Source organism: Kitasatospora sp. NPDC048662 (assembly GCF_055587065.1).
Window position 1 is genome coordinate 124,470 of sequence record NZ_JBVJHA010000007.1, and the last position, 22,215, is coordinate 146,684.

At 71.8% G+C, this 22,215-nt stretch carries 23 protein-coding genes; 18 read left to right on the forward strand and 5 right to left on the reverse strand.

The window, feature by feature from the left end; genetic code table 11:
• Positions 1-76: 76 nt before the first annotated feature.
• The 13 genes from ACZ6R9_RS20835 to ACZ6R9_RS20895 all read left to right on the forward strand — a co-directional run bounded on the left by ACZ6R9_RS20835 (position 77) and on the right by ACZ6R9_RS20895 (position 12,232).
• Positions 77-3,280, forward strand: a complete 3,204-nt coding sequence (locus ACZ6R9_RS20835) for a S41 family peptidase (RefSeq protein WP_465539516.1) — start codon at positions 77-79, stop codon at positions 3,278-3,280.
• An 83-nt stretch (positions 3,281-3,363) separates the two neighbouring features.
• A complete protein-coding gene (locus tag ACZ6R9_RS20840; protein WP_380483285.1) occupies positions 3,364-3,717 on the forward strand; it encodes an HIT domain-containing protein in 354 nt (117 codons plus the stop codon).
• Between the two features lie 3 nt (positions 3,718-3,720).
• Positions 3,721-4,638, forward strand: a complete 918-nt coding sequence (locus tag ACZ6R9_RS20845; protein ID WP_465539518.1) for a ribonuclease Z — start codon at positions 3,721-3,723, stop codon at positions 4,636-4,638.
• Positions 4,639-4,813: 175 nt separating this feature from the next.
• Positions 4,814-5,917 carry a PhoH family protein gene (locus ACZ6R9_RS20850; RefSeq protein WP_380483281.1) on the forward strand — a complete coding sequence of 368 codons (1,104 nt, stop codon included), beginning with the start codon at positions 4,814-4,816 and terminating at the stop codon, positions 5,915-5,917.
• Positions 5,918-5,931: 14 nt separating this feature from the next.
• Positions 5,932-6,426, forward strand: a complete 495-nt coding sequence (gene ybeY / locus ACZ6R9_RS20855; RefSeq protein ID WP_380483279.1) for an rRNA maturation RNase YbeY — start codon at positions 5,932-5,934, stop codon at positions 6,424-6,426.
• Positions 6,427-6,439: 13 nt separating this feature from the next.
• Positions 6,440-7,777: a hemolysin family protein gene (locus tag ACZ6R9_RS20860; protein WP_380483277.1), complete on the forward strand. Its 1,338-nt coding sequence runs from the start codon at positions 6,440-6,442 to the stop codon at positions 7,775-7,777.
• Between the two features lie 113 nt (positions 7,778-7,890).
• Positions 7,891-8,130: a hypothetical protein gene (locus ACZ6R9_RS20865; protein WP_380483275.1), complete on the forward strand. Its 240-nt coding sequence runs from the start codon at positions 7,891-7,893 to the stop codon at positions 8,128-8,130.
• Positions 8,130-8,669, forward strand: a complete 540-nt coding sequence (locus ACZ6R9_RS20870; RefSeq protein WP_465539521.1) for a DUF4383 domain-containing protein — start codon at positions 8,130-8,132, stop codon at positions 8,667-8,669. Before ACZ6R9_RS20865 ends, ACZ6R9_RS20870 begins: the two co-directional genes overlap by 1 nt.
• Before the next feature lie 84 nt (positions 8,670-8,753).
• Positions 8,754-9,743 (forward strand): aldo/keto reductase, encoded by a 990-nt coding sequence (locus tag ACZ6R9_RS20875; RefSeq protein WP_465539522.1) that lies wholly within the window; start codon positions 8,754-8,756, stop codon positions 9,741-9,743.
• Between the two features lie 161 nt (positions 9,744-9,904).
• Positions 9,905-10,258, forward strand: a complete 354-nt coding sequence (locus ACZ6R9_RS20880; protein WP_465539524.1) for a cytidine deaminase — start codon at positions 9,905-9,907, stop codon at positions 10,256-10,258.
• A gap of 82 nt (positions 10,259-10,340) precedes the next feature.
• A complete protein-coding gene (locus ACZ6R9_RS20885) occupies positions 10,341-10,502 on the forward strand; it encodes a hypothetical protein (RefSeq protein ID WP_380483269.1) in 162 nt (53 codons plus the stop codon).
• Positions 10,503-10,549: 47 nt separating this feature from the next.
• Positions 10,550-11,482 (forward strand): GTPase Era, encoded by a 933-nt coding sequence (gene era, locus ACZ6R9_RS20890; protein ID WP_380483267.1) that lies wholly within the window; start codon positions 10,550-10,552, stop codon positions 11,480-11,482.
• Between the two features lie 36 nt (positions 11,483-11,518).
• Positions 11,519-12,232, forward strand: a complete 714-nt coding sequence (locus tag ACZ6R9_RS20895; RefSeq protein WP_465539527.1) for an alpha/beta fold hydrolase — start codon at positions 11,519-11,521, stop codon at positions 12,230-12,232.
• A 12-nt stretch (positions 12,233-12,244) separates the two neighbouring features.
• On the opposite strand, the gene ACZ6R9_RS20900 is transcribed toward ACZ6R9_RS20895, so the two are convergent.
• Entirely contained in the window at positions 12,245-12,511 is a 267-nt protein-coding gene (locus ACZ6R9_RS20900; RefSeq protein ID WP_380483264.1) for a protealysin inhibitor emfourin, read from the reverse strand.
• Positions 12,512-12,849: 338 nt separating this feature from the next.
• On the opposite strand from ACZ6R9_RS20900, the gene leuA reads away from it, so the two are divergent.
• The 5 genes from leuA (at position 12,850) to ACZ6R9_RS20925 (ending at position 18,499) form a co-directional block, all read left to right on the forward strand.
• Positions 12,850-14,634 (forward strand): 2-isopropylmalate synthase, encoded by a 1,785-nt coding sequence (gene leuA / locus ACZ6R9_RS20905; RefSeq protein WP_380483262.1) that lies wholly within the window; start codon positions 12,850-12,852, stop codon positions 14,632-14,634.
• 343 nt (positions 14,635-14,977) lie between these two features.
• The gene (locus ACZ6R9_RS20910; protein ID WP_380483260.1) at positions 14,978-15,643 is read left to right on the forward strand and encodes a TerB family tellurite resistance protein; all 666 of its coding nucleotides are present in this window, start codon (positions 14,978-14,980) and stop codon (positions 15,641-15,643) included.
• A gap of 183 nt (positions 15,644-15,826) precedes the next feature.
• A complete protein-coding gene (gene recO, locus ACZ6R9_RS20915) occupies positions 15,827-16,573 on the forward strand; it encodes a DNA repair protein RecO (RefSeq protein ID WP_380483258.1) in 747 nt (248 codons plus the stop codon).
• 2 nt (positions 16,574-16,575) lie between these two features.
• The gene (locus tag ACZ6R9_RS20920) at positions 16,576-17,412 is read left to right on the forward strand and encodes an isoprenyl transferase (protein WP_380483256.1); all 837 of its coding nucleotides are present in this window, start codon (positions 16,576-16,578) and stop codon (positions 17,410-17,412) included.
• 133 nt (positions 17,413-17,545) lie between these two features.
• On the forward strand, positions 17,546-18,499 hold the full coding sequence (locus ACZ6R9_RS20925; protein ID WP_465539531.1) for an IS30 family transposase: 954 nt from the start codon (positions 17,546-17,548) through the stop codon (positions 18,497-18,499).
• Between the two features lie 89 nt (positions 18,500-18,588).
• On the opposite strand, the gene ACZ6R9_RS20930 is transcribed toward ACZ6R9_RS20925, so the two are convergent.
• The 4 genes from ACZ6R9_RS20930 to ACZ6R9_RS20945 form a co-directional block, all read right to left on the reverse strand.
• Positions 18,589-19,011, reverse strand: a complete 423-nt coding sequence (locus ACZ6R9_RS20930) for a Fur family transcriptional regulator (RefSeq protein ID WP_380483254.1) — start codon at positions 19,009-19,011, stop codon at positions 18,589-18,591.
• Between the two features lie 35 nt (positions 19,012-19,046).
• Positions 19,047-20,069, reverse strand: coding sequence for a metal ABC transporter permease (locus tag ACZ6R9_RS20935; protein ID WP_465539533.1), 1,023 nt, complete (start codon positions 20,067-20,069; stop codon positions 19,047-19,049).
• Positions 20,066-20,890, reverse strand: a complete 825-nt coding sequence (locus ACZ6R9_RS20940) for a metal ABC transporter ATP-binding protein (protein ID WP_465539534.1) — start codon at positions 20,888-20,890, stop codon at positions 20,066-20,068. The genes ACZ6R9_RS20935 and ACZ6R9_RS20940 overlap by 4 nt, the downstream gene beginning before the upstream one ends.
• Positions 20,891-21,007: 117 nt before the next feature.
• Entirely contained in the window at positions 21,008-21,973 is a 966-nt protein-coding gene (locus ACZ6R9_RS20945; RefSeq protein WP_465539536.1) for a metal ABC transporter substrate-binding protein, read from the reverse strand.
• Positions 21,974-22,215: the final 242 nt, after the last annotated feature.

Here is a 22,215-nt window from a genome sequence, read left to right on the forward strand (position 1 = left end):
GCGATCTTGCGGTCAGGCTTCTTCCGTTTCGCGCAGTTCCCCGCGCCCCTGTTTTCGCACCCCCTATGGTGGCCGGGTGACCGATTCGACGCGCGGATACCTGCGCCACCCCCACCTGCACGGCGACCTTGTCGCTTTCGTTGCTGAGGACGATGTCTGGCTGGCCCCCGTCGAGGGCGGCCGGGCCTGGCGGTTGACGGCGGATCAGGTGCCGGTGGGCGCCGTGCGGTTCTCGCCGGACGGGCGGACGGTGGCGTGGACCTCGCAGCGGGACGGGGCGCCGGAGGTGCATGTCGCGCCGGCGGCCGGTGGGCAGGCGCGGCGGTTGACGTACTGGGGGAGCCCGTTCACGGCGCTGGTGGGGTGGAGTGCCGACGGCCGGCCGATCGCGATCACCACGGCGGGGCAGGAGACGATCCGTCGGACGTGGGCGTTCGCGGTGCCGTTGGACGGCGGTGAGCCGGAGCGCTTGCCGTACGGGCCGATCGGGGCGCTGGCGTTCGAGCCGGTCCCGCCCGGGGCGACCGGAGGGCGGGTGCTGCTGGGGACGCACAACCGGGAGGCGGCGCACTGGAAGCGCTACCGGGGCGGTCGGGCCGGCAAGTTGTGGATCGGGGCGGCCGAGTTCGAGCGCCTGCACGCCGAGTTGGACGGCCAGTTGGAGTGCCCGCTGTGGGTGGGCGACCGGGTGGCGTTCCTGTCCGACCACGAGGGTGTCGGCCGGCTGTACTCCAGCCTCCCGGACGGCAGCGACCTGCGGGCGCACGGCCCGGCGGACACCGGGTTCTACGCCCGGCAGGCGTCCACCGACGGCACCCGGGTGATCTGGCAGAGCGCCGGCGACCTGTGGCTGCTGGACGACCTGGTGGGCGCGGAGGCGCGCCGGCTGGAGATCGACCTGGCGGGCCCGCGCAGCAGCCGCCGTCCGCATCCGACCCGGGCCGAGGGGCAGGTGGAGACCGTCGCCGTCGACCGCACCGGCCGGGCTGCGGCCGTGGTGGTGCGCGGCACCGTGCACTGGGTGACCCACCGGGAGGGCCCGTCCCGGGTGCTGGACGAGACGCCGGGGGTGCGCAACCGCCTGGTGCGGGTCGTCCCCGGCGAGGACGGCGCGCAGGGCGCGGTGTGGGTGACGGACGCCGAGGGCGAGGACGCGATCGAGTACGCGCCCGCGGTGCTCGGCGCGGAGCGTCGCCGGCTGGCGGTCGGGCAGCTCGGCCGGGTGCTGTCGCTGACCGTCTCGCCGGACGGCCGGCAGCTCGCTGTGGCCTCGCACGACGGCCGGCTGCTGCTGGTGGCGCTCAGCGACGGCGCGGTGCACGAGCTGGCGCGCAGCGGCGAGGGCGAGGTCAGCGGGCCGGTGTTCAGCCCGGACTCGGGTTGGCTGGCCTGGTCGCAGCCGGTGCTCGGGCCGTGGTCGCTGCGGCAGATCATGCTGGCCGACCTCACCTCACGGACCGTCAGCGAGGCGACACCGCAGCGGTTCCACGACTACTCGCCGGCCTTCACCTCGGACGGCAAGCACCTGGCGTTCCTGTCGGTGCGCACCTTCGACCCGGTGTACGACGAGCACGTCTTCGACCTGTCGTTCCCCGGCGGCACCCGCCCGTACCTGCTGACGCTGGCCGCCGACATCCCGTCGCCGTTCGGGCCGCAGCGGGCCGGGCGGCCGGTGGGCGGGGAGGACGAGGACGGCAAGGACGGCGACAAGAGCGAGTCCGCGGTGCCCGGCACCAAGGTCGATCTGGAGGGCCTGGCCGACCGGATCGTGGCGTTCCCGGTGGCCGCCGGGCGGTTCGGGGCGCTGCGCGCGGCGAAGGACGGCGTGCTGTGGGGCCGGATCCCGTTCAGCGGTGAACTCGGCGACAGCGCCGCCTCGTTGGACGACGCCCCGGCCGGGACGGCGCTGGAGCGCTACGACCTGAAGAAGCGCAAGGTGGAGGAACTGCTCACCGGCGTGGACACGTTCGCGGTCTCCGGGGACGGCGCCCGGGTGGCGGTGCTGGAGGACGGCAGCGTGCGGATCGTCCCCGCCGACCAGAAGGCCGACGACAGCGAGGACACCGACGTCGATCTCGACCGGATCCGGATCAGCGTGGACCCGGCCGCCGAGTGGCGGCAGATGTTCGACGAGAACGGCCGGCTGATGCGCGACAACTTCTGGCGCGCCGACCTCGGCGGCTTCGACTGGGCGGGCGCGCTGGCGCGCTACCGGCCGCTGGTGGACCGGGCGGGCTGCCACTCCGACCTGGTGGACCTGCTGTGGGAGACGGTCGCCGAGCTCGGCACCTCGCACGCCTACGTGATCCCGCCCGGCCGGGGGACCGAGGCGGCTCGCCGGCAGGGCCTGCTCGGCGCGGACCTGGTCCGTGACGGCGAGGTGTGGCGGGTGGCCCGGGTGGTGCCCGGAGAGTCCTCCGACCCGCGGGCCCGCTCGCCGCTGGCCGCGCCCGGCGTGGCGATCCGCCCCGGTGACGCGATCCTCGCCGTCAACGGCCGCCTGGTCGATCCGGTGACCGGCCCCGGCCCGCTGCTGGCCGGCACCGCCGATCAGCCCGTCGAGCTGACCGTCAGCGGCAAGGACGGCGGCGAGCGTCACCCCGTGGTGGTGCCGCTGGACGACGAGGAGGCGCTGCGCTACCACGACTGGGTGGCCGGGCGGCGGGCCGCCGTCCACGAGCTGTCCGGCGGGCGGCTCGGCTACCTGCACGTGCCCGACATGCAGAGCGCCGGCTGGGCGCAGCTCCACCGCGACCTGCGGATCGAGATGGCCCGCGAGGGCGTGGTGGTCGACCTGCGGGAGAACCGCGGCGGCCACACCTCGCAGCTGATCGTGGAGAAGCTGGCCCGCCGGATCGTCGGCTGGAACCGCGGCCGCGACCTGGACCGCCCCGAGCCCTACCCGGCGGACGCCCCGCGCGGCCCGGTGGTGGCGGTGGCCAACGAGTTCTCCGGTTCGGACGGCGACATCGTCAACGCCGCGATCCAGGCGCTCGGCATCGGCCCGGTGGTGGGCACCCGCACCTGGGGTGGCGTGATCGGCATCGACAACAAGTACGACCTGGTGGACGGCACGGTGGTCACCCAGCCCAAGTACTCCAGCTGGCTGGAGGGTTACGGCTGGGGCCTGGAGAACGGCGGTGTCACCCCCGACATCGAGGTCGCCGTCGCCCCGCACGACTGGGCGGCCGGCCGCGACCCGCAGTTGGAGACCGCGGTGCGGGTGGCCCTGGAGGCGCTGGCCGCGAACCCGGCCAAGGCCGCGCCGCCGATCGACTGACAGCCCGAGGGGGCGTTGGCCCGCGCCCCCTCCCCTGTATGGTCGTCGTCACCAGTGACGGACGTTCAGAAGGAGCGCGGGAGATGGCCGGGGAGCCGCAGGCGGACTGTGTGTTCTGCAAGATCGCGTCGGGGGACATCCCGGCGACGGTGGTGCGCAGGAGCGACCGGACGCTTGCGTTCCGGGACATAAACCCGCAGGCGCCCACCCACCTGCTGGTGATTCCGCACGTGCACTACGCCAACGCGGCCGAACTGGCCGCCGCGGAGCCGGAGATCGCGGCGGAACTGCTGGTCGAGGCGGGCGAGGCCGCGAAGGGCGAGGGCCTGGAGTCGTACCGGCTGATCTTCAACACCGGTGCGGACTCCGGCCAGACGGTGTTCCACGCGCACGTGCACGTGCTGGGCGGGCGCAAGCTTGCCGAGGGGCTGGTCTGAGCGTTGTCGCAGCGTGAACTCGTCGTCCTCGGCACGGCCAGCCAGGTGCCGACCCGGCACCGGAACCACAACGGATACCTGCTGCGCTGGGACGGCGAGGGGCTGCTGTTCGACCCCGGGGAGGGCACCCAGCGGCAGATGCTGCAGGCGGGCGTGACCGCCACCGGGATCACCCGGATCGCGGTGTCGCACTTCCACGGCGACCACTGCCTGGGCCTGCCGGGAGTCCTGCAGCGGATCAACCTGGACCGGGTGCCGCACCCGGTGGACGCCTACTACCCGGCGTCCGGCCAGGTGTTCTTCGACCGGCTGCGGCACGCCAGCATCTACCACGCCACCGCCGAGCTGCGGGAGCGCCCGATCGCCGGGCCGGGCCCGCTGGAGGCTCCGGGCGCGCCGTTCGAGCTGGCGGCGGTGCGGCTGTCGCACCCGGTGGAGTCGTTCGGCTACCGGTTGACCGAACCGGACGGCGTCCGGCTGCGCCCCGAGCGGCTGCGCGAACTCGGCCTGCGCGGACCGATGGTGGGGCAGCTGCAGCGCGACGGCCGGGTCGAGCTGGACGGGCGGACGGTGCTGCTGGCGGAGGTCGCGGAGAAGCGGTCCGGGCAGCGGTTCGCCTTCGTGATGGACACCCGGCTGTGCGACGGGGTGGCTGAACTCGCCGAGGGCGCCGACCTGTTGGCGATCGAGGCGACCTTCCTGGAGGCGGACGCCGCACTCGCCGAGGAGCACGGCCACCTGACCGCCGCGCAGGCCGCCCGGGTGGCCGCCGAGGCGGGGGTGCGCCGACTGGTGCTGACCCACTTCTCGCAGCGCTACCCGGACCTGGAGGCGCACCGCGCGGAGGCCGAGAAGCACTTCGACGGCGAGGTCGTGATCGCCGAGGACCTGGCCAGGGTCCCCGTCCCGCCGCGCCGTTGAGCGCCCCCCGGGGCGCGCGGTGACGAAAAACCGCTCGCACATCGGGGCGACAGACCCCACCATCGAAGCCGCCGTGCCGCTCCGGCGAACATCTGCGCGGCGTACCCTGGTGGCCTGGAGAGCCCTGGCCACACGACACGACGGATTGGGATGAGGCAGGCCGTAGCGCCGACCCATGACTGACACACCGCAGACCCGAACCGACGGACAGCGGCCCGCCCACGCGGCGGCCGCCAGCACCCGGATAGTCATTCCGGAGAAGCACCCGATGGTCACCCTGCTGGGTGCGGCCGACTCGCTCCTGCGAGTGATCGAGGGCGGCTTCCCGGACGCCGACATCCACGTCCGAGGAAACGAGGTGACGGCCACCGGCTCTCCGGCCGAGGTCGCGCTCGTCAAGCAGCTCTTCACCGAGATGATGCTGGTGCTGCGCACCGGCCAGCCACTGACGGAGGACGCCGTGGAGCGCTCCATCACGATGCTCAGGAGCGCCGCGGAGGACCCGGCCCACCCGGCCCCGTCCGAGGTGTTCACGGCGAACATCCTGTCCAACCGGGGCCGCACCATCCGCCCCAAGACGCTCAACCAGCAGCGCTACGTCGAGGCGATCGACAAGCACACCATCGTCTTCGGCCTCGGCCCGGCCGGTACCGGCAAGACCTACCTGGCGATGGCCAAGGCCGTGCAGGCGCTGCAGGCCAAGGAGGTCAACCGGATCATCCTGACCCGGCCGGCCGTCGAGGCGGGGGAGCGGCTGGGCTTCCTGCCGGGCACCCTCTACGAGAAGATCGACCCCTACCTGCGCCCGCTGTACGACGCGCTGCACGACATGATGGACCCGGACTCGATCCCGCGGCTGATGGCCGCCGGCACGATCGAGGTGGCTCCGCTGGCGTACATGCGAGGCCGCACCCTGAACGACGCGTTCATCATCCTCGACGAGGCGCAGAACACCTCGCCCGAGCAGATGAAGATGTTCCTGACCCGCCTCGGTTTCAACTCCCGGGTGGTGGTCACCGGCGACACCAGCCAGATCGACCTGCCGGGCGGCACCCGCAGCGGTCTGAAGGTGGTCCAGGAGATCCTGGCCGACGTGCCCGACATCCACTTCTCGGTGCTGACCAGCACCGACGTGGTGCGGCACAAGCTGGTCGGCCGCATCGTGGACGCGTACGAACGCTGGGACGCCCGGCAGGAGGCCGAGGAGTCCGGCGACCGCAAACCCGTCCAACGGCGGGGCGCCCGGGCGCCCCGGCAGTCCCATCGCACCGAAAGCTGAGTACTGAGCCCTCCATGTCGATCGACATCGCCAACGAGTCCGGGTGGGACGTCGACGAGGATTCCATCCTCGACGTCGCCCGCTACGCCCTCGACAAGATGCGGATTCACCCGCAGTCCGAGCTCTCCGTGATCCTCTACGACAGCGAGTCGATGGCGGAGCTGCACGTCCAGTGGATGGACCTGCCCGGTCCGACCGACGTGATGTCCTTCCCGATGGACGAGCTGCGGCCCGGCAAGGAGGGCGAGGACCTGCCGGAGGGCCTGCTCGGCGACATCGTGCTCTGCCCCGAGGTGGCGAAGCAGCAGGGCCTGGCCGCGCCGACCAAGCACTCGATGGACGAGGAGCTGCAGCTGCTCACCGTCCACGGGGTGCTGCACGTGCTGGGCTACGACCACGAGGAGCCCGACGAGGAGCGCGAGATGTTCGCGCTGCAGAAGCGGATCCTGGACGACTGGCGGGCCGGTCGCGGGCTGACCGGGCTGTCGCCCGCGCCGACCGTCCACTGAGGGCCGGCCGTCTGTGAGTGGTGAGAGTACGAGCTTCCTGGTCGGGGCGCTGCTGCTGGTGGTGCTCGGCTGGCTGGCCGCCTGCGCCGAGGCGGGGATCTCCCGGATGTCCCGGTTCCGCGCCGAGGAGGCGGTCCGTTCGGGCCGCCGCGGCTCGGATCGGCTGCTGACGCTGGCCTCCGACAACATCCGCTACCTGAATCTGGCGACGCTGATCCGGGTGGCCGCCGAGATGGCCGCCTCGGTGCTGGTCACCGTGGTGTGCGTGCGCAGCTTCCAGCAGACCTGGCTGGCCGTGCTGGTGGCGTTCGGCGTGATGGTGCTGGTGTCGTTCGTGGCGGTCGGGGTCTCCCCGCGCACGATCGGCCGCCAGCACCCGCTGAGCACCGTCACCGCGGCGTCCTACGTGCTGCTGCCGCTGGCCCGGATCCTCGGGCCGATCCCGCGGCTGCTGATCCTGCTGGGCAACGCGCTGACGCCCGGCAAGGGCTACCGGGAGGGCCCGTTCGCCTCCGAGGCGGAGCTGCGGGCGCTGGTCGACCTCGCGGAGAAGGACGACCTGATCGAGGACGAGGAACGCCGGATGGTGCACTCGGTCTTCGAACTCGGCGACACCATCGTGCGCGAGGTGATGGTGCCGCGCACCGACCTGGTGATGATCGAGCGGCACAAGACCGTCCGCCAGACGCTGACGCTGGCGCTGCGCTCGGGCTTCTCGCGGATCCCGGTGGTCGGCGACAACGAGGACGACGTGGTCGGCATCGTCTACCTCAAGGACCTGGTGCGGCGCACCCACATCAACCGGGACGCCGAGTCGGAGCAGGTGGACTCGGTGATGCGCCCGGCGGTGTTCGTGCCGGACTCCAAGCCGGCCGCGGACCTGCTGCGCGAGATGCAGCAGATGCGCTCGCACGTGGCGATCGTGATCGACGAGTACGGCGGCACCGCCGGCCTGGTCACCATCGAGGACATCCTGGAGGAGATCGTCGGCGAGATCACCGACGAGTACGACCGGGAGATCGCCCCGGTCGAGGACCTCGGCGACGGCTCGTACCGGATCACCGCCCGGCTCACCGTGGAGGACCTCGGCGAACTGTTCGGCATCGAACTGGACGACGAGGACGTGGAGACCGTCGGCGGCCTGCTGGCCAAGTGCCTGGGCCGGGTGCCGATCCCCGGGTCGTCCTGCGAGGTGCCGGTGCCGGAGGGCAGCGGGCTGGCCGCGATCAGCCTGACCGCGGAGAGCTCCGCGGGCCGCCGCAACCGGATCGGCACCGTGGTGGCCGCGCCGGTGTGGGTCGAGGAGCACGCGAAGCACGCCGAGGAGCCGGCCGAGGAGCACGCACCGTAGTTCCCCGGACGCGCAGCGGGCCCTGGACGGGCCGTCCCAACCGGCTTGCCGGGTCGGACGGTTCGGCCCGGGGCCCGTTTGCCTGACCGCCCCGGGCGCGGACCATGGGAGACATGGCACATCTACTGCGCGCGGAATACGGCCCCACCGGGCCGGCCGGCGGGGTGGCCAGGTGGCATGTGGTCCGTGACACCGACCTCTCGCACGGCATGTGCGGCGCCGAGATCGCCTCGGACGCCGAGAGCAAGCCGGAGGAGGCCTGGGGCACCGGGCTGCACTGCTGCCAGCAGTGCGGGTCGCTGTACCTGCACGAGGTGCCGTTCCTCCGCTCCGACCACGCGGGGAGGAACTGATGAGACTCCACGACGAACTGCCGGTCGACCACCGGCTGGGCCAGGTGTACCGCTTCGGCGCCGGACTGGGCGGGCTGTTCCTGGTGGCGTTCGGCATCCTCGGACTCACCGGCGGCAGCCCCGGCTTCATCGACACCACGGGCAAGCAGGTGCTGGGCATGTCCAGCAACGGCGCGCTGAGCGTGCTGTCGCTGGTGGCCGGCGGAATCCTGATCCTGGGCGCGATCATCGGCGGCAACATCGCCTCCGACATCAACATGATCATGGGCGTGCTGTTCGTGCTGGCCGGCTTCGTCGGCCTGATGGTGCTGGACTCCAGCGCCAACCGGCTCGCCTTCCACATCGGCAACGTCATCTTCAGCTTCGTCTTCGGCTTCGTGATCCTGACCTTCGGCATGTACGGCCGGGTCAGCAGCCACCTGCCGCAGGACAACCCGTACTGGAAACGGCGGCACGAGCACGACGCCGAGCGGCCGGACGGCCCGCCGGTGCTGGTGAAGGTGCTGCGTCCTGGTCCGCCGAACCCGACCGGACACTGATCCTCCCGCCGTAGAGTGAGCCACACATGGCCCGACGCATCGTCAGATGCGTTGGGCCGCAGGCTGCTTGGACGGGGAGACATGATGACGGAGCGCATGCTCGGGGCGTTGGCCAGTTCGCCGATCGGGTTCGGGGCGATGGTGCTCTCGCCCGGCATGTACGGCGAGACCGACGAGCAGCGCGGCCAGGACGCGCTGCGTGCCGCGATCGACGCGGGCGCCCGAATGATCGACACCGCGGACGGCTACGGCGCGGACGGGCACAACGAGCAGCTGATCGGCCGTGCCGTGCGCGGCCGGCGCGACGAGGTGGTGCTGGCCACCAAGTTCGGCTTCCGGGTCCCGGAGGGCGCCGAGGCGCACCGCTTCCCGGTGCACTTCGCGTTCGAGGAGCTGGCGGTGAACTGCGAGCCCAAGTACGTCCGCGGCTACGCGGAGCAGTCGCTGCGCAACCTCGGCACCGACGTGATCGACCTGTACTACCCGCACTTCCCGGACCCGCAGGTGCCGTTCGAGGACACCGTCGGCGCCGTCGCCGAACTGATCGCCGACGGGCTGGTGCGGCACCTCGGGCTCTCCAACGTGACGGCCGCGCAGCTGCGCGCCGCGCACGCGGTGCACCCGGTGGCGGCGGTGCAGGTGCAGTGGTCGATGTGGCAGCCGATCGCCCCGGAACTGCTGGCCGCCACCCGCGAACTGGGCGTCGGCGTGGTCGCCTGGAGCCCGCTCGGTGGCGGCTTCCTGACCGGCACGGTGCGGCAGGTGGCCGAGGGCGACTTCCGGCAGAACATCGCCCGGTTCTCCGCCGAGAACCTGGCCGCGAACAACGACCGGTACGCCCCGCTGCGCGCGATCGCCGCCGAACTGGGCGTCACCCCCGGCCAGTTGGCGCTGGCCTGGCTGCTGCGGCAGGACGACCGCGTGGTGCCGATCCCGGGCAGCCGCACCCCGGCGCACATCGCGGAGAACCAGGCCGCCGCCGAGCTGGCGCTGGACGACGCCGTGCTGGCCCGGATCGACGCCGCGCTGGCGGAGTTCGTGCCGGCCGGGGAGGGAGCGCTGCTCAAGGACTGAGCCGCCGGGGAGTGGTGCTGTTCAAGGACTGGGCCGCCGAGGAGGGGCGCTGTTCAAGGACTGGGCCGCCGAGGAGGGGCGCTGTTCAAGGGCTGAGCCGGTGAATGGCCGAGGGCCGGACGCCCGAGCTGCGCCGGGGGTGGCCCGCCTATGCTCGGGCCATGACCGAGATTTCCGAGCTGGACCCCGAGGACAAGAAGATCATCACGCTGGCCCGTTCGGCCCGCGCCCGCAACGGCGTGGCCGAGGGGGCCGCGGTCCGCGACGAGACCGGCCGCACCTATGTGGCCGGGACGGTCGCGCTGGAGTCGCTCCGGCTGAGCGCCCTGCAGACGGCGGTGGCGATGGCGGTGGCCAGCGGGGCGAAGAGCCTGGAGGCGGCGGCCGTGGTCTCGGCGGCGGACGAGCCGGCGGCGGCCGACCTGGCGGCGGTGCGGGACCTGGGCGGGGCCGGGACGCCGGTGCTGCTGGCCGGGCTCGACGGGGCGCTGAAGGTGGCCGCCGAGGCGCGGTGAGGCGCTGCGCGTACTCCTCGACAATCCCCCGGCCGATGCGATAATCGCAGCGGCCGGGGGTCTTTCCGGTGGGGGAGGGGTCATGGGGATCGCCGCGTTCTTCTGCGGACTGCTGCTGTGCGTCATGGGCTTCGGCCGCTGGCACGAGACCGGCTCCGTGTGGTGGCTGATGGGCACCCTGGTGCTGCTGGCCCTGGTTCTGGTCGGCGGCATCATGGGCGGCGGGAAGAAGAAGGCGGGCTGAAACCCCACTGGCCGGGTCGGCCCGGCCGATCGGGGACAATGGGTGCCATGAATGCCCCTTCCTCCCCGTACCGCTCCGGGTTCGCGTGCTTCGTCGGCCGTCCCAACGCGGGCAAGTCGACCCTGACCAACGCCCTGGTCGGGACGAAGGTCGCGATCACCTCCGACCGTCCGCAGACCACCCGGCACACCGTGCGCGGCATCGTGCACCGCCCCGACGCCCAGCTCGTGCTGGTGGACACCCCCGGGCTGCACAAGCCCCGCACGCTGCTCGGCGAGCGCCTCAACGACCTGGTCCGCACCACCTGGGCGGAGGTCGACGTGATCGGCTTCTGCGTGCCCGCCGACCAGAAGCTCGGCCCCGGCGACAAGTTCATCGCCAAGGAGCTCGCCGAGATCAAGAAGTCCACCCCGAAGGTGGCGCTGGTCACCAAGACCGACCTGGTGGACTCCAAGCGGCTCGCCGAGCAGCTGATCGCCGTCCAGCAGCTGGGCGCCGAGCTCGGCATCGAGTGGGCCGAGATCATCCCGGTGTCCGCCGTCGGCGACAAGCAGGTGGAGCTGGTCGCGGACCTGCTGACCAAGCTGCTGCCCGAGGGCATGCCGCTGTACCCGGACGGCGACCTCACCGACGAGCCCGAGCAGATCATGGTCGCCGAGCTGATCCGGGAGGCCGCGCTGGAGGGCGTGCGCGACGAACTGCCGCACTCGCTGGCCGTGGTGGTCGAGGAGATGATCCCGCGCGAGGACCGGCCCGCCGACCGTCCGCTGCTGGACATCCACGCCAACGTGTACATCGAGCGGCAGAGCCAGAAGGCCATCGTGATCGGCGCCAAGGGCTCCCGGCTCAAGCACGTCGGCACCACCGCCCGCAAGCAGATCGAGGCGCTGCTCGGCACCCCGGTCTACCTCGACCTGCACGTCAAGGTCGCCAAGGACTGGCAGCGCGACCCCAAGCAGCTGCGTAAGCTCGGTTTCTGACGGGGCGTCGAACAGGCAGACAGGGGAGGGCCGGTCGTGAAGCTGCACACCCACGAGTGGGGCGGGGGCGACCGGACCGCCCTGCTGATCCACGGCATCCAGTCCGACCACCGCACCTGGCGGGTGATCGGTCCCGTCCTCGCCGAACGTGGCTACCGGGTGATCGCCGTGGACCTGCGCGGCCACGGCGCCTCACCGGCCGGTGAGGGCACCACCCCCGCCGACCGGTACGGGCCCGAACAGTTCGCCGAGGACCTCGTCGACACGCTGCCCGCCGGGGCCGCGCTGGCCATCGGCCACTCGATGGGCGCGATCGCGCTGTGGCGCGCCGTGGACCTGCTCAAGCCCGACCGCGCCGTCTACAGCGACCCCGCGTTCGTCTACGACCGGCCCGGGATCGGACCGGAACCGTTCGTCGGCTTCAAGCGCTTCGGCACCCGGCAGTTCATCACCACCATGCACCCCGACTGGGCCGAGGAGGACGTGGACACCGAACTGGCCGGCCTCGCCGCCTGGGACAGCGACACCGCCATCGGCCTCTGGGCGCACCCCGAACTGTCCGTGCTGCCGGGCGCCCCGGCCGTCCCCTCGCTGGTCCAACTCGCCGACCCCAGCGTCCTGGTGACGCCCGAGGAGGCCGCCGAGCTGCGCCGCCGCGGCTTCGAGGTGCGCACCGTCCCCGGCGCCGGGCACTGCATCCACCGGGACGACCCGGCCGGGTTCCTGGCCTCGCTGGACGGCTGGCTCTGAGCGGCCCGGCCGTCAGGCGCCTTCGCGGAGCACCAGGCTGACCAACTCGCGCTGGGAGTCGGACAGTTTGGGGTCGGCGCAGTGGACGGTGCGGCCGTCCACGGTGATCTCGTAGTGGAAGCCGTCGGGCACGCCGTACGCGGGCGTGCGCAGCCCGCCGACCATCGCCTCGCGGGCCAGCGCGTGCACGTGCGGGGCGTCCGGGCGCTCCTCGGTGTCCAACTCGGCATACCGGAGCAGGCCGGCGAACCCGCCGGTGCGGGTGACCTGGATACGCATGGATGCCAGTGTGCAGGGCGGCGAAGGGGTTTGCCGAGGCTTTCACCAACTTGCCGCGCCCGCCCGGCAGCCGGACCCCGTCTCACTGGGTGGGATCGTGGCGGGGCTCACTGCGGCCGGGTCGCCGCCCGGGTTACAGTGACGGCATCATGCGTATCCGGCTGCTTCTTCTTAGCTGCCGCGGCGAGGGCCTGTAGTCCAGTGAAGGCCGGCCCCCTCGCCGCGGGGAGTCGTGTTGCGCCCAGCGTGATCCGCAGGGGCGCATCCAGTCGGCCGAGTCGGGTGTCCTGCCCCCGACCGCAGACCGCCTTCGACAAGGGAAGCCGAGAGCCCCAGCCATGACCGAACAGTCCTCCGTCGCCCGCGCGTTCGTCGACCGTCCCACCCCGATCACCGCCGCGAGCGTCCAGCAGAAGACCTCGGGGATGCCGTTCCACCGGTACGTACCCTTCGGCACCGTGGACCTGCCGGACCGCACCTGGCCGAGCAAGGTGATCACCCAGGCCCCGCGCTGGCTGTCCACCGACCTGCGCGACGGCAACCAGGCGCTGATCGACCCGATGTCGCCGGCCCGCAAGCGCAAGATGTTCGACCTGCTGGTGAAGCTGGGCTACAAGGAGATCGAGGTCGGCTTCCCGTCCTCCGGCGCCACCGACTTCAACTTCGTCCGCTCGCTGATCGAAGAGGACGCGATCCCCGAGGACGTCACCATCTCGGTGCTGACCCAGGCCCGCGAGGACCTGATCGAGCGGACCGTCGAGTCACTGAAGGGCGCGCCGCGGGCCACCGTCCACCTGTACAACGCCACCTCGCCGATGTTCCGCCGGGTGGTGTTCAAGGCGAGCAAGGACGAGATCAAGGCCATCGCGACGGACGGCACCCGGCTGGTGATGGAGTACGCCGAGAAGATCCTGGGCGACCGGACCGTCTTCGGCTACGAGTACTCGCCGGAGATCTTCATCGACACCGAACTGGACTACGCGCTGGAGGTCTGCGAGGCGGTGATGGACGTCTGGCAGCCCGGCGAGGGCCGCGAGATCATCCTGAACCTGCCGACCACCGTCGAGCGGTCCACCCCGAACGTGTACGCCGACAAGATCGAGTGGATGTCGCGCAACCTGTCGCGCCGCGAGTTCGTCTGCGTCTCCGCGCACCCGCACAACGACCGCGGCACCGGCGTCGCCTCCGCCGAGCTGGCCGTGATGGCCGGCGCCGACCGGGTCGAGGGCTGCCTGTTCGGCCAGGGCGAGCGCACCGGCAACCTGGACCTGGTCAACGTCGGGATGAACCTGTTCTCCCAGGGCGTCGACCCGATGATCGACTTCTCCGACATCGACGAGATCCGCCGCACCGCCGAGTACTGCAACCAGATGCCGGTGCCCGAGCGCCACCCCTACGCCGGTGACCTGGTCTTCACCTCCTTCTCCGGCTCGCACCAGGACGCCATCAAGAAGGGCTTCGACGTCCTGGAGGCCGACGCCGCCGCCGCGGGCGTCCCGGTCGGCGACCACACCTGGGGCGTGCCCTACCTGCCGATCGACCCCAAGGACGTCGGCCGCAGCTACGAGGCGGTCATCCGGGTCAACTCGCAGTCCGGCAAGGGCGGCATCGCCTACGTGCTGAAGAACGACCACAAGCTGGACCTGCCGCGCCGGATGCAGATCGAGTTCTCGAAGATCATCCAGGCCAAGACCGACGCCGAGGGCGGCGAGGTCACCCCCGGCGACATCTGGGCGGTCTTCCAGGACGAGTACCTGCCCACCCCCGCCAACCCGTGGGGCCGGATCTCGCTGAGCGGCTCGCGCAGCCTGACCACCGAGGACGGCCGCGACGCGCTGACCACCGAGGCGGTCGTCGACGGAACCCCCGCCACCCTGACCGGCACCGGCAACGGCCCGGTCTCCGCCTTCGTCAACGCGCTGGCCTCGATCGGCATCGACGTACGGGTACTGGACTACGCCGAGCACGCGCTGAGCGAGGGCGGCGACGCGCAGGCCGCCGCGTACGTCGAGTGCGCCGTGGGCGACAAGGTGCTGTGGGGCGTGGGCATCGACGGCAACACCGTGCTGGCCTCGCTGAAGGCGCTGGTCAGTGCCGTCAACCGGGCCGCGCAGCGCGGCTGATGGGGTCGGCGGGCCGGCTTTTCGGTGGCCCGCCCGGTTGCTGATGGGCGGGCCGCCTCTTTGGTGGCCCGCCCGGCCGTTGACCGGCGGTCCGTCGAGCCTTCCGGCGGTCCGTCCGGCCGGTGGCCCCACGTACCGTCAAGTAACGTGCGGGGCCACCTCCGTGGAGTGTGGCCCTGGTCACAAATTTTCCCCTCGGCACCCGTTCAGGGTGCTGACACGGGCCGGTAACCGTGGCAACATCGACGGACCGGAACCGGGGTCGGTGGGACGGCCTCGACGTCCGGTCGCGTGACCTGCCCATTGATGCGCAGGCCGCCTGCCATGTCTGGGGAGTGGCGCCGTGACAGGGTTGTGGGGTGTCCGCCCTCGCTGGCGGACGGATGTCCTCGGTGAATTCTTCTGCCCGGGCTGCGGTGGGGACCGCAACTACCGTCGGCAGCACGGCCGTCGGTGGCTGCGGCTGCTCGGCACCCCGGTCCTGCCGATCGGCGGGGTGGTCCGCAGCGTCCAGTGCACCTCCTGCCGCGGCCGCCACAGTACCGACGTGCTGGAGGAGTTGACCTCGGTCCGGCTCGGCGCGATGCTCCGCGACGCCCAGTACACCATCGCCCTGGCCGCGCTCGCCGCCGGCGGCACCGGCAGCCGCAGCGGCCGCGAAGCCGCCTGCACCGTCATCAAGGAAGCCGGCTTCGAGGACTGCGGCGAGGCCCAGGTGCTGGCCTCGCTCGCCGCACTCTCCGGGCACAGCGGCGGCGAACCCCTCGACGTGGACGTCGAAGGCGGCGGCCTGGCCGTCGAACTGCACGCCGCGCTCGAACCGCTCGCCCCGCACCTGCTCGTCCAGGGCCGCGAACGCCTGGTCACCCTCGGCGCCCTGGTCGCCCTCGCCGACGGCCGCTACCTCCCGCAGGAGCGGGCCGCGCTGACCGTGGTCGGCCGCTGCCTCGACCTCACCGCCGCGCAGGTCAACCGGCTGCTGGAGGCGGCCACCCGCGCCCCGCACTGACGCCGTTCCGCTGGATCGCCGTTCCCTTCGAGCCGGGCCCGAACTCCCCCCTCCCGGGCCCGCCGTGTCCCGCACCGCACGGGTGGGAGCCCCACCGCCCCGGTGCGGGCTCACGGCTGCGCGCCGCCGCTTCCGTCGTCCACCGCCGCACTGTCGGTGGGGTACGGGACAATGGGAACCACCATGAGTCTCTTCCGCGACGACGGCATCGTGCTGCGCACCCAGAAGCTCGGCGAGGCCGACCGGATCATCACCTTCCTGACCCGCCAGCACGGCAAGGTCCGGGCGGTGGCGCGCGGCGTACGCCGGACCAAGTCGAAGTTCGGTGCGCGTCTCGAACCGTTCTCGCACGTCGACATCCAGTTCTTCAGCCGGGGCAGCGAACTCGTCGGCCGCACCCTGCCGCTGTGCACCCAGGTGGAGACACTCGCCCCCTACGGCGCCCGGATCGTCGACGACTACACCCGCTACACCGCCGGCACCGCGATGCTGGAGACCGCCGAACGCTTCGCCGAGAACGAGGGCCAGCCCGCCGTCCAGCAATACCTGCTGCTGGTCGGCGGCCTGCGCACGCTGGCCGGCGGCACCCACCAGTCGCACCTGGTGCTGGACGCCTTCCTGCTGCGCTCGCTCGCCGTCAACGGCTACGGGGCGAGCTTCACCGACTGCGCCCGCTGCGGACTGCCCGGCCCCAACCGGTTCTTCTCCCTCCAGGCCGGCGGAGTGCTGTGCGGCGACTGCCGGGTACCCGGAAGTGCCGTACCCTCCCCTGAGACACTGGTACTGCTCGGCGCGCTGCTGTCCGGGGACTGGCAGACCGCCGACGCCTGCGAGCCGCGGTACTGGCGCGAGGGCAGCGGGCTGGTGGCCGCCTACCTGCAGTGGCACTTGGAGCGGGGCATCCGCTCGATGAGATACGTGGAGAAGTGAACATGGTCGCGCGACGCCTGTTCGGCAGCAAGCAGCGGACGTACGAAGTCCCGGCCCCGCACCCGAGCGGCGCGAAGCCGCCGAAGATCCCCGGCGAACTGGTCCCGAACCACGTCGCGGTGGTCATGGACGGCAACGGCCGCTGGGCCAAGGAGCGTGGCCTGCCCCGCACCGAGGGCCACAAGGTCGGCGAGGGCGTCGTCCTCGACGTGCTGCGCGGCTGCCTGGAGATCGGCGTCAAGAACCTCTCGCTGTACGCCTTCTCCACCGAGAACTGGAAGCGCTCCCCCGAAGAAGTGAAGTTCCTGATGAACTTCAACCGGGACGTGATCCGCCGCCGCCGCGACGAGATGGACGCCATGGGCATCCGGATCCGCTGGGTCGGCCGGATGCCGAAGATGTGGAAGAGCGTCGTCCAGGAACTCCAGGTCGCCCAGGAGCAGACCAAGAACAACGACGCGATGACGCTGTACTTCTGCGTCAACTACGGCGGCCGGGCCGAGATCGCCGACGCCGCCCTCGCCATCGCCCGTGACGTGGCCGCCGGGAAGCTCAACCCGGAGAAGGTCAACGAGAAGCTGTTCGCGAAGTACCTGTACTACCCGGACATGCCGGACGTGGACCTGTTCCTGCGGCCCAGCGGCGAGCAGCGCACCTCCAACTTCCTGGCCTGGCAGTCCGCGTACGCCGAGCTCGTGTTCCAGGACGTGCTCTGGCCCGACTTCGACCGCCGCGACCTGTGGCGCGCCTGCGAGCAGTACGCCCGCCGCGACCGCCGCTTCGGCGGGGCCATCCCCAACAACGCTGCCGCCGCGGCCGAGGTGCCGCCGCAGCGGTGACACGGGGCTGAGGCGGGGCTGCGCCCGGGCTGACGCGGGTGCTTGCCGGGACGCCGACGCCCGCTGACGCGGAGGCCCGGATCGGAGTGCTTAGGTTCTAGGGATCGTTGCAACACCCCAGCTGGGGAGTGCAATGAACTTCGAGATCCGCAAGGTCCGGACGGTGGCGCAGGGCCGCAGGCCGCTGAGGCGTGAGCGGGAGGCATACTTCCAGCTCATGCAGCAGGGCGTGACCAATGAGGAGGCATGCCGGATTGTCGGCATCAACTCCAAGACCGGGCGGCGTTGGCGCAATGGCCGCAGTGCCGACAGCCGGCAGAAGGCGGCACCACCAGTACGCATGGTGGTGCCGTCTTCCGGTCCGTCCCGCTACCTGGGCGAAGCCGATCGGATCCACATCGCGGACCGACTTCGCGAGAAGGCCACCGTGCGTGCGATCGCCGGCGAGCTCGGTCGCAGCCCCTCCACGATCAGCCGGGAGATTCGCCGCAACCGCCACCCCGACAGCGGCACCTACCGCCCGCACGCGGCCCAGGCCCGCGCTGACGCCCGCCTCAGGCCCAGGTTCGCCCATCCGATGGTCATGATCAGCGAACGGCCCGCGGAGGTCGAGGACCGGGCAGTCCCAGGGCACTGGGAGGGCGACCTGATCATCGGCAAGGACGGTGCCTCCGCCATCGGCACGCTCGTTGAGCGCGCCACCCGCTACGTCATGCTCCTGCACCTGCCGGGCGGCCGCACCGCCGAGCAGGTCCGCGACGCCCTCGTGGAAACCGTGCAGACCCTGCCGACGCACCTGGTGCGCTCGCTGACCTGGGACCAGGGCGCGGAGATGGCCGCGCACGGCTCGTTCACCCTGGCCACCGACATCCCGGTCTACTTCTGCGACCCGGCCAGCCCCTGGCAACGCGGCTCCAACGAGAACACCAACGGCCTGCTGCGGCAGTACTTCCCCAAGGGCACCGACCTGAGCCTTCACAGGCCCGAGCACCTCGCCGCCGTCGCTGCCGAACTCAACGGCCGCCCACGCAAAACGCTCGACTGGGAAACCCCAGCCGAGCGTCTCGCCAAACTCCTCGCGGCCTAGACAACCAACCACGTGTTGCAACGACCCCTAGAAACCGCCGTGTTCCGATCCGGGCCTCGTGCATGCGGTGGGCCGGGCGGCCCGGAGCGCTACTGCGCCTGCTGCTGCTTCGCGGCGCACTCGCCGCAGGTGCCGAAGATCTCCAGGGTGTGTGCGATGTCGCTGAACCCGTGCTCGGCGGCGACCGCGTTGGCCCAGCGTTCGACCGCCGGACCCTCGACCTCGACCGTCGCCCCGCAGTGCCGGCACACCAGGTGGTGGTGGTGCCCGCTGCTGCACCGGCGGTAGACCGCCTCGCCCTCGGCGGTGCGCAGCACGTCCACCTCACCGGCCTCGGCGAGGGACTGGAGCGTCCGGTAGACGGTGGTCAGACCCACCGAGTCGCCCCGGTGCTTGAGCATGTCGTGCAGTTCCTGCGCGCTGCGGAAATCCTCGACCTCGTCCAGAACCGCCGAGACGGCGGTGCGCTGCCGAGTCGATCGCGCGCGCGGCGACGGGCCTGCGGTGGTCACCGGGGTCCTCCTGCTGATCGGCTGGGTTTCGCACATCATTGTGCCAGCCCCCGACTTGACAGCGTCTCCCCCGACAGCGGCGCCTTCGGCAGCGGGGTTTCCGCCGCCGCGCCTGCCGTGCTCGGGCCCTGGGCGTTCGGGCCTTGGGCGTTCGGACCCTGGGTGTTCGGGCCTTGGGCGGTCGGACCCTGGCCGGGCAGTGCGACGTCGCACACCGCCGGGCCGTGTTCGGTGGCGACCCGGTGCCGACGCCTGGCCAGTGGTGCGGCGATCGCGCTGAACAGGGCGAAGGCCAGGATGGCCAGGATCACGATGGTGGGGCCGGAGGGCAGGTCGGCCTGGTACGAGGTACCGACGCCGAGCAGGGCCGTCACCACGCCGACGCTCACCGCGGCGGCCTGGGTGGCCGCGAAGGAACGGGTCAGCTGCTGGGCCGCCGCGACCGGAACCACCATCAGCGCGCTGACCAGCAGCAGGCCGACCACCCGCATGGCGACCGTCACGGTGACCGCGGCCATCACCGCCAGCAGCAGGTTGAGCACCCGCACCGGCAGGCCGGTGACCCGGGCGAACTCCTCGTCCTGGCAGACCGCGAACAGCTGGCGGCGCAGGCCCGCGGTGACCGCGACGACGACCGCCGCCAGCCCGCCGATCACCGCCAGGTCGCCGGGGGAGACGGTGAGGATGGAGCCCCACAGGTAGCTCTCCAGGCTGCCGGAACCGGCCTGGCTGCTCATCGAGACCAGCAGCTTGCCGCCGGCCATACCGCCGTAGAACAGCATCGCCAGCGCGATGTCGCCGCGTTGGTTGCCGCGCGCACGGACCAGTTCCATCACGATCGCGCCGAGTACGCAGACCAGCACGGCCATCCAGATCGGGTTGGCCTGGAACAGGAAGCCGAGGCCGACACCGGTCAGCGCGACGTGTCCGATGCCGTCGCCCATCAGCGCCTGGCGACGCTGCACCAGGTAGATGCCGACCGAGGGGGCGGTGATGCCGACCAGCACGGCGGCGAGGAACGCCCGCTGCATGAAGTCGGGTTGGAACATCTCGATCATGCCAGCAGCCCCTGGGTGGTGCGGTGGTGGTCGTCCGCGTGCGGGTGGACGTGGTCGTGGCCGGGCAGGGCGTGCTGACCGACGCCGCGCGGTGGCGGCCCGTCGTGCGCGACGCAGCCGTCGCGCAGCACCACGGCCCGGTCGATCAGCGGCTCCAGCGGCCCGAGTTCGTGCAGCACCAGGAGCACCGCGCAGCCGCGCTCCACCTCGGTGCGCAGGATGTCGGCGAGCACCTGCTGGCTGTCGATGTCGACGCCGGCCATCGGCTCGTCCATGATCAGCAGGTCGGGCAGTCCGACCAGGGCTCGGGCGATCAGCACCCGCTGGTGCTGCCCGCCGGACAGGTTGGTCACCCCGTCGCCGGCCCGGTCCAGCATGCCGACGGCGGTCAGCGCCCGGTCCACCGCGGCGCGGTCCTTGCGCCGGAACGGCAGCAGCCCGTGCTGCGGCAGCCGCCCGGTGGAGACCACCTCGCGCACCGTGGCCGGCACCCCGCCGGCCGCGGTGGTGCGCTGCGGCACGTACCCGATCCGGTGCCAGGCGCGGAACTTGCGCAACGGCTGTCCGAACAGCTCCAGGCTGCCCTGCTCCAACGGCACCGACCCGATGACGCTCTTCACGGTGGTGGACTTGCCGGACCCGTTGGCGCCCAGCAGCGCCACCACCTCGCCCGGCCGGACGGTGAGATCGACGCCGCGCAGCACCGGCCGTCCACCGACGGTGGCGACCGCGCCCCGGAGGCTGACGACCGCCGGCCCGGCATCCTCGCCGGAGGACGACCGCAGCCGGTCGGAGTCTGCCGTGGAGATGACAGCACTCATGGTGTTCCTCGCTGTTTCCTCGCTCGGCTCGCGCCGGTTGGGTTGGGGCTGTTGTTATCGGGTGGTCGGCTTGGGTGGCTGGCCCGGGTGGTCGGGTGACGGTGCAGGGCGGGCTGCTCAGCTCGCGCCGAGGGCGGCCTTCAGGTTGTCGAGGTTCTGCCGCATGACGGAGAAGTAGTCGTTCTTGTCCTTCTCCTTGACCCCCTCCAGGGGGTCGAGCACGGCGGTCTTCAGCCCGAGGTCGGAGGCCACGGTGTTGGCCAGCTTGGGACTGACCAGGGCCTCGAAGAACACGGTGGTGGCGCCGTTGTCCTTTGCGGCACGCTGGATCGCGGCCAGCCGGGACGGGGTGGGCTCGGCCTCCGGGTCAACGCCGTTGATCGCCACCTGGTTCAGGCCGTAGTGGTCGGCGAGGTAGCCGAACGCGGCGTGGCTGGTGATGAAGGTCCGGGTCTTGACGTTCTGCAGGCCGTCCCGGAACTCCTGGTCCAGGGTGGCCAGTTGGGTGACCAGGGCGTCGGTGTTGCGCTGGTAGTCGGCGGCGTTCGCCGGGTCGACCTCGGCCAGCTCCGCGCCGACGCTCTTCGCGACCGCCGCGTACCGGGTCGGGTCCAGCCAGATGTGCGGGTCGCCGGCGGCATCGGTGTGCTCGTGGTCGTGCTCGGCGCCGTGGCCGTCGGGCTCGGTGGTGCCCTCGTCCAGGTGGTGGTCCACCAGCGGGGAGGTGGCGGTGGCGTCCACCACGTGCTTGGGGTGGGTCTGCGCCACCGCCTTGTCCACCGTCGGCTGCAGGCCCTTGAGGTAGATCACCGTGTCGGCCCGCTGCACTGCCGCGACCTGCTTGGCCGTCAGCTCCAGGTCGTGCGGTTCGACGCCGGCGGCGGTCAGGTCGGTGACCTTGACGTGCTCGCCGCCGATCTGCTGGGCCAGGAATTCCATCGGGTAGAAGGACGCCACCACGTTCAGCTTTCCGCCGTCCTTGCCGGTCGCGCTGCTGGTGCCGCCACAGGCGGTGAGCAGGAGCGCGCCGGCCGTGGCCGTGGCGGCGAAGGCTATGGAGGTCGACAGGCGGCGAATCTTCATGACAACCATTCTCATCTTATCTGGAAATGATTGTCAACTTGCTTTCGGGGGGATCGGGGTCACACTGCGGCCTCCGGCGACCTCCCGCGAGCGGGGGTCGGCAGCCCCGTGCGCCGCTGTCCGCCGGCCGCGCGCCGGGTCGCGGAAGGGGCGGGGAGGGCGACGGGAGGGTGACGGGGAGGGGGTCGGGTCACGGTGGGTCCTGGTGGCCCCGACGGGCGTCGGGCCGGCCGCCGGGCCGG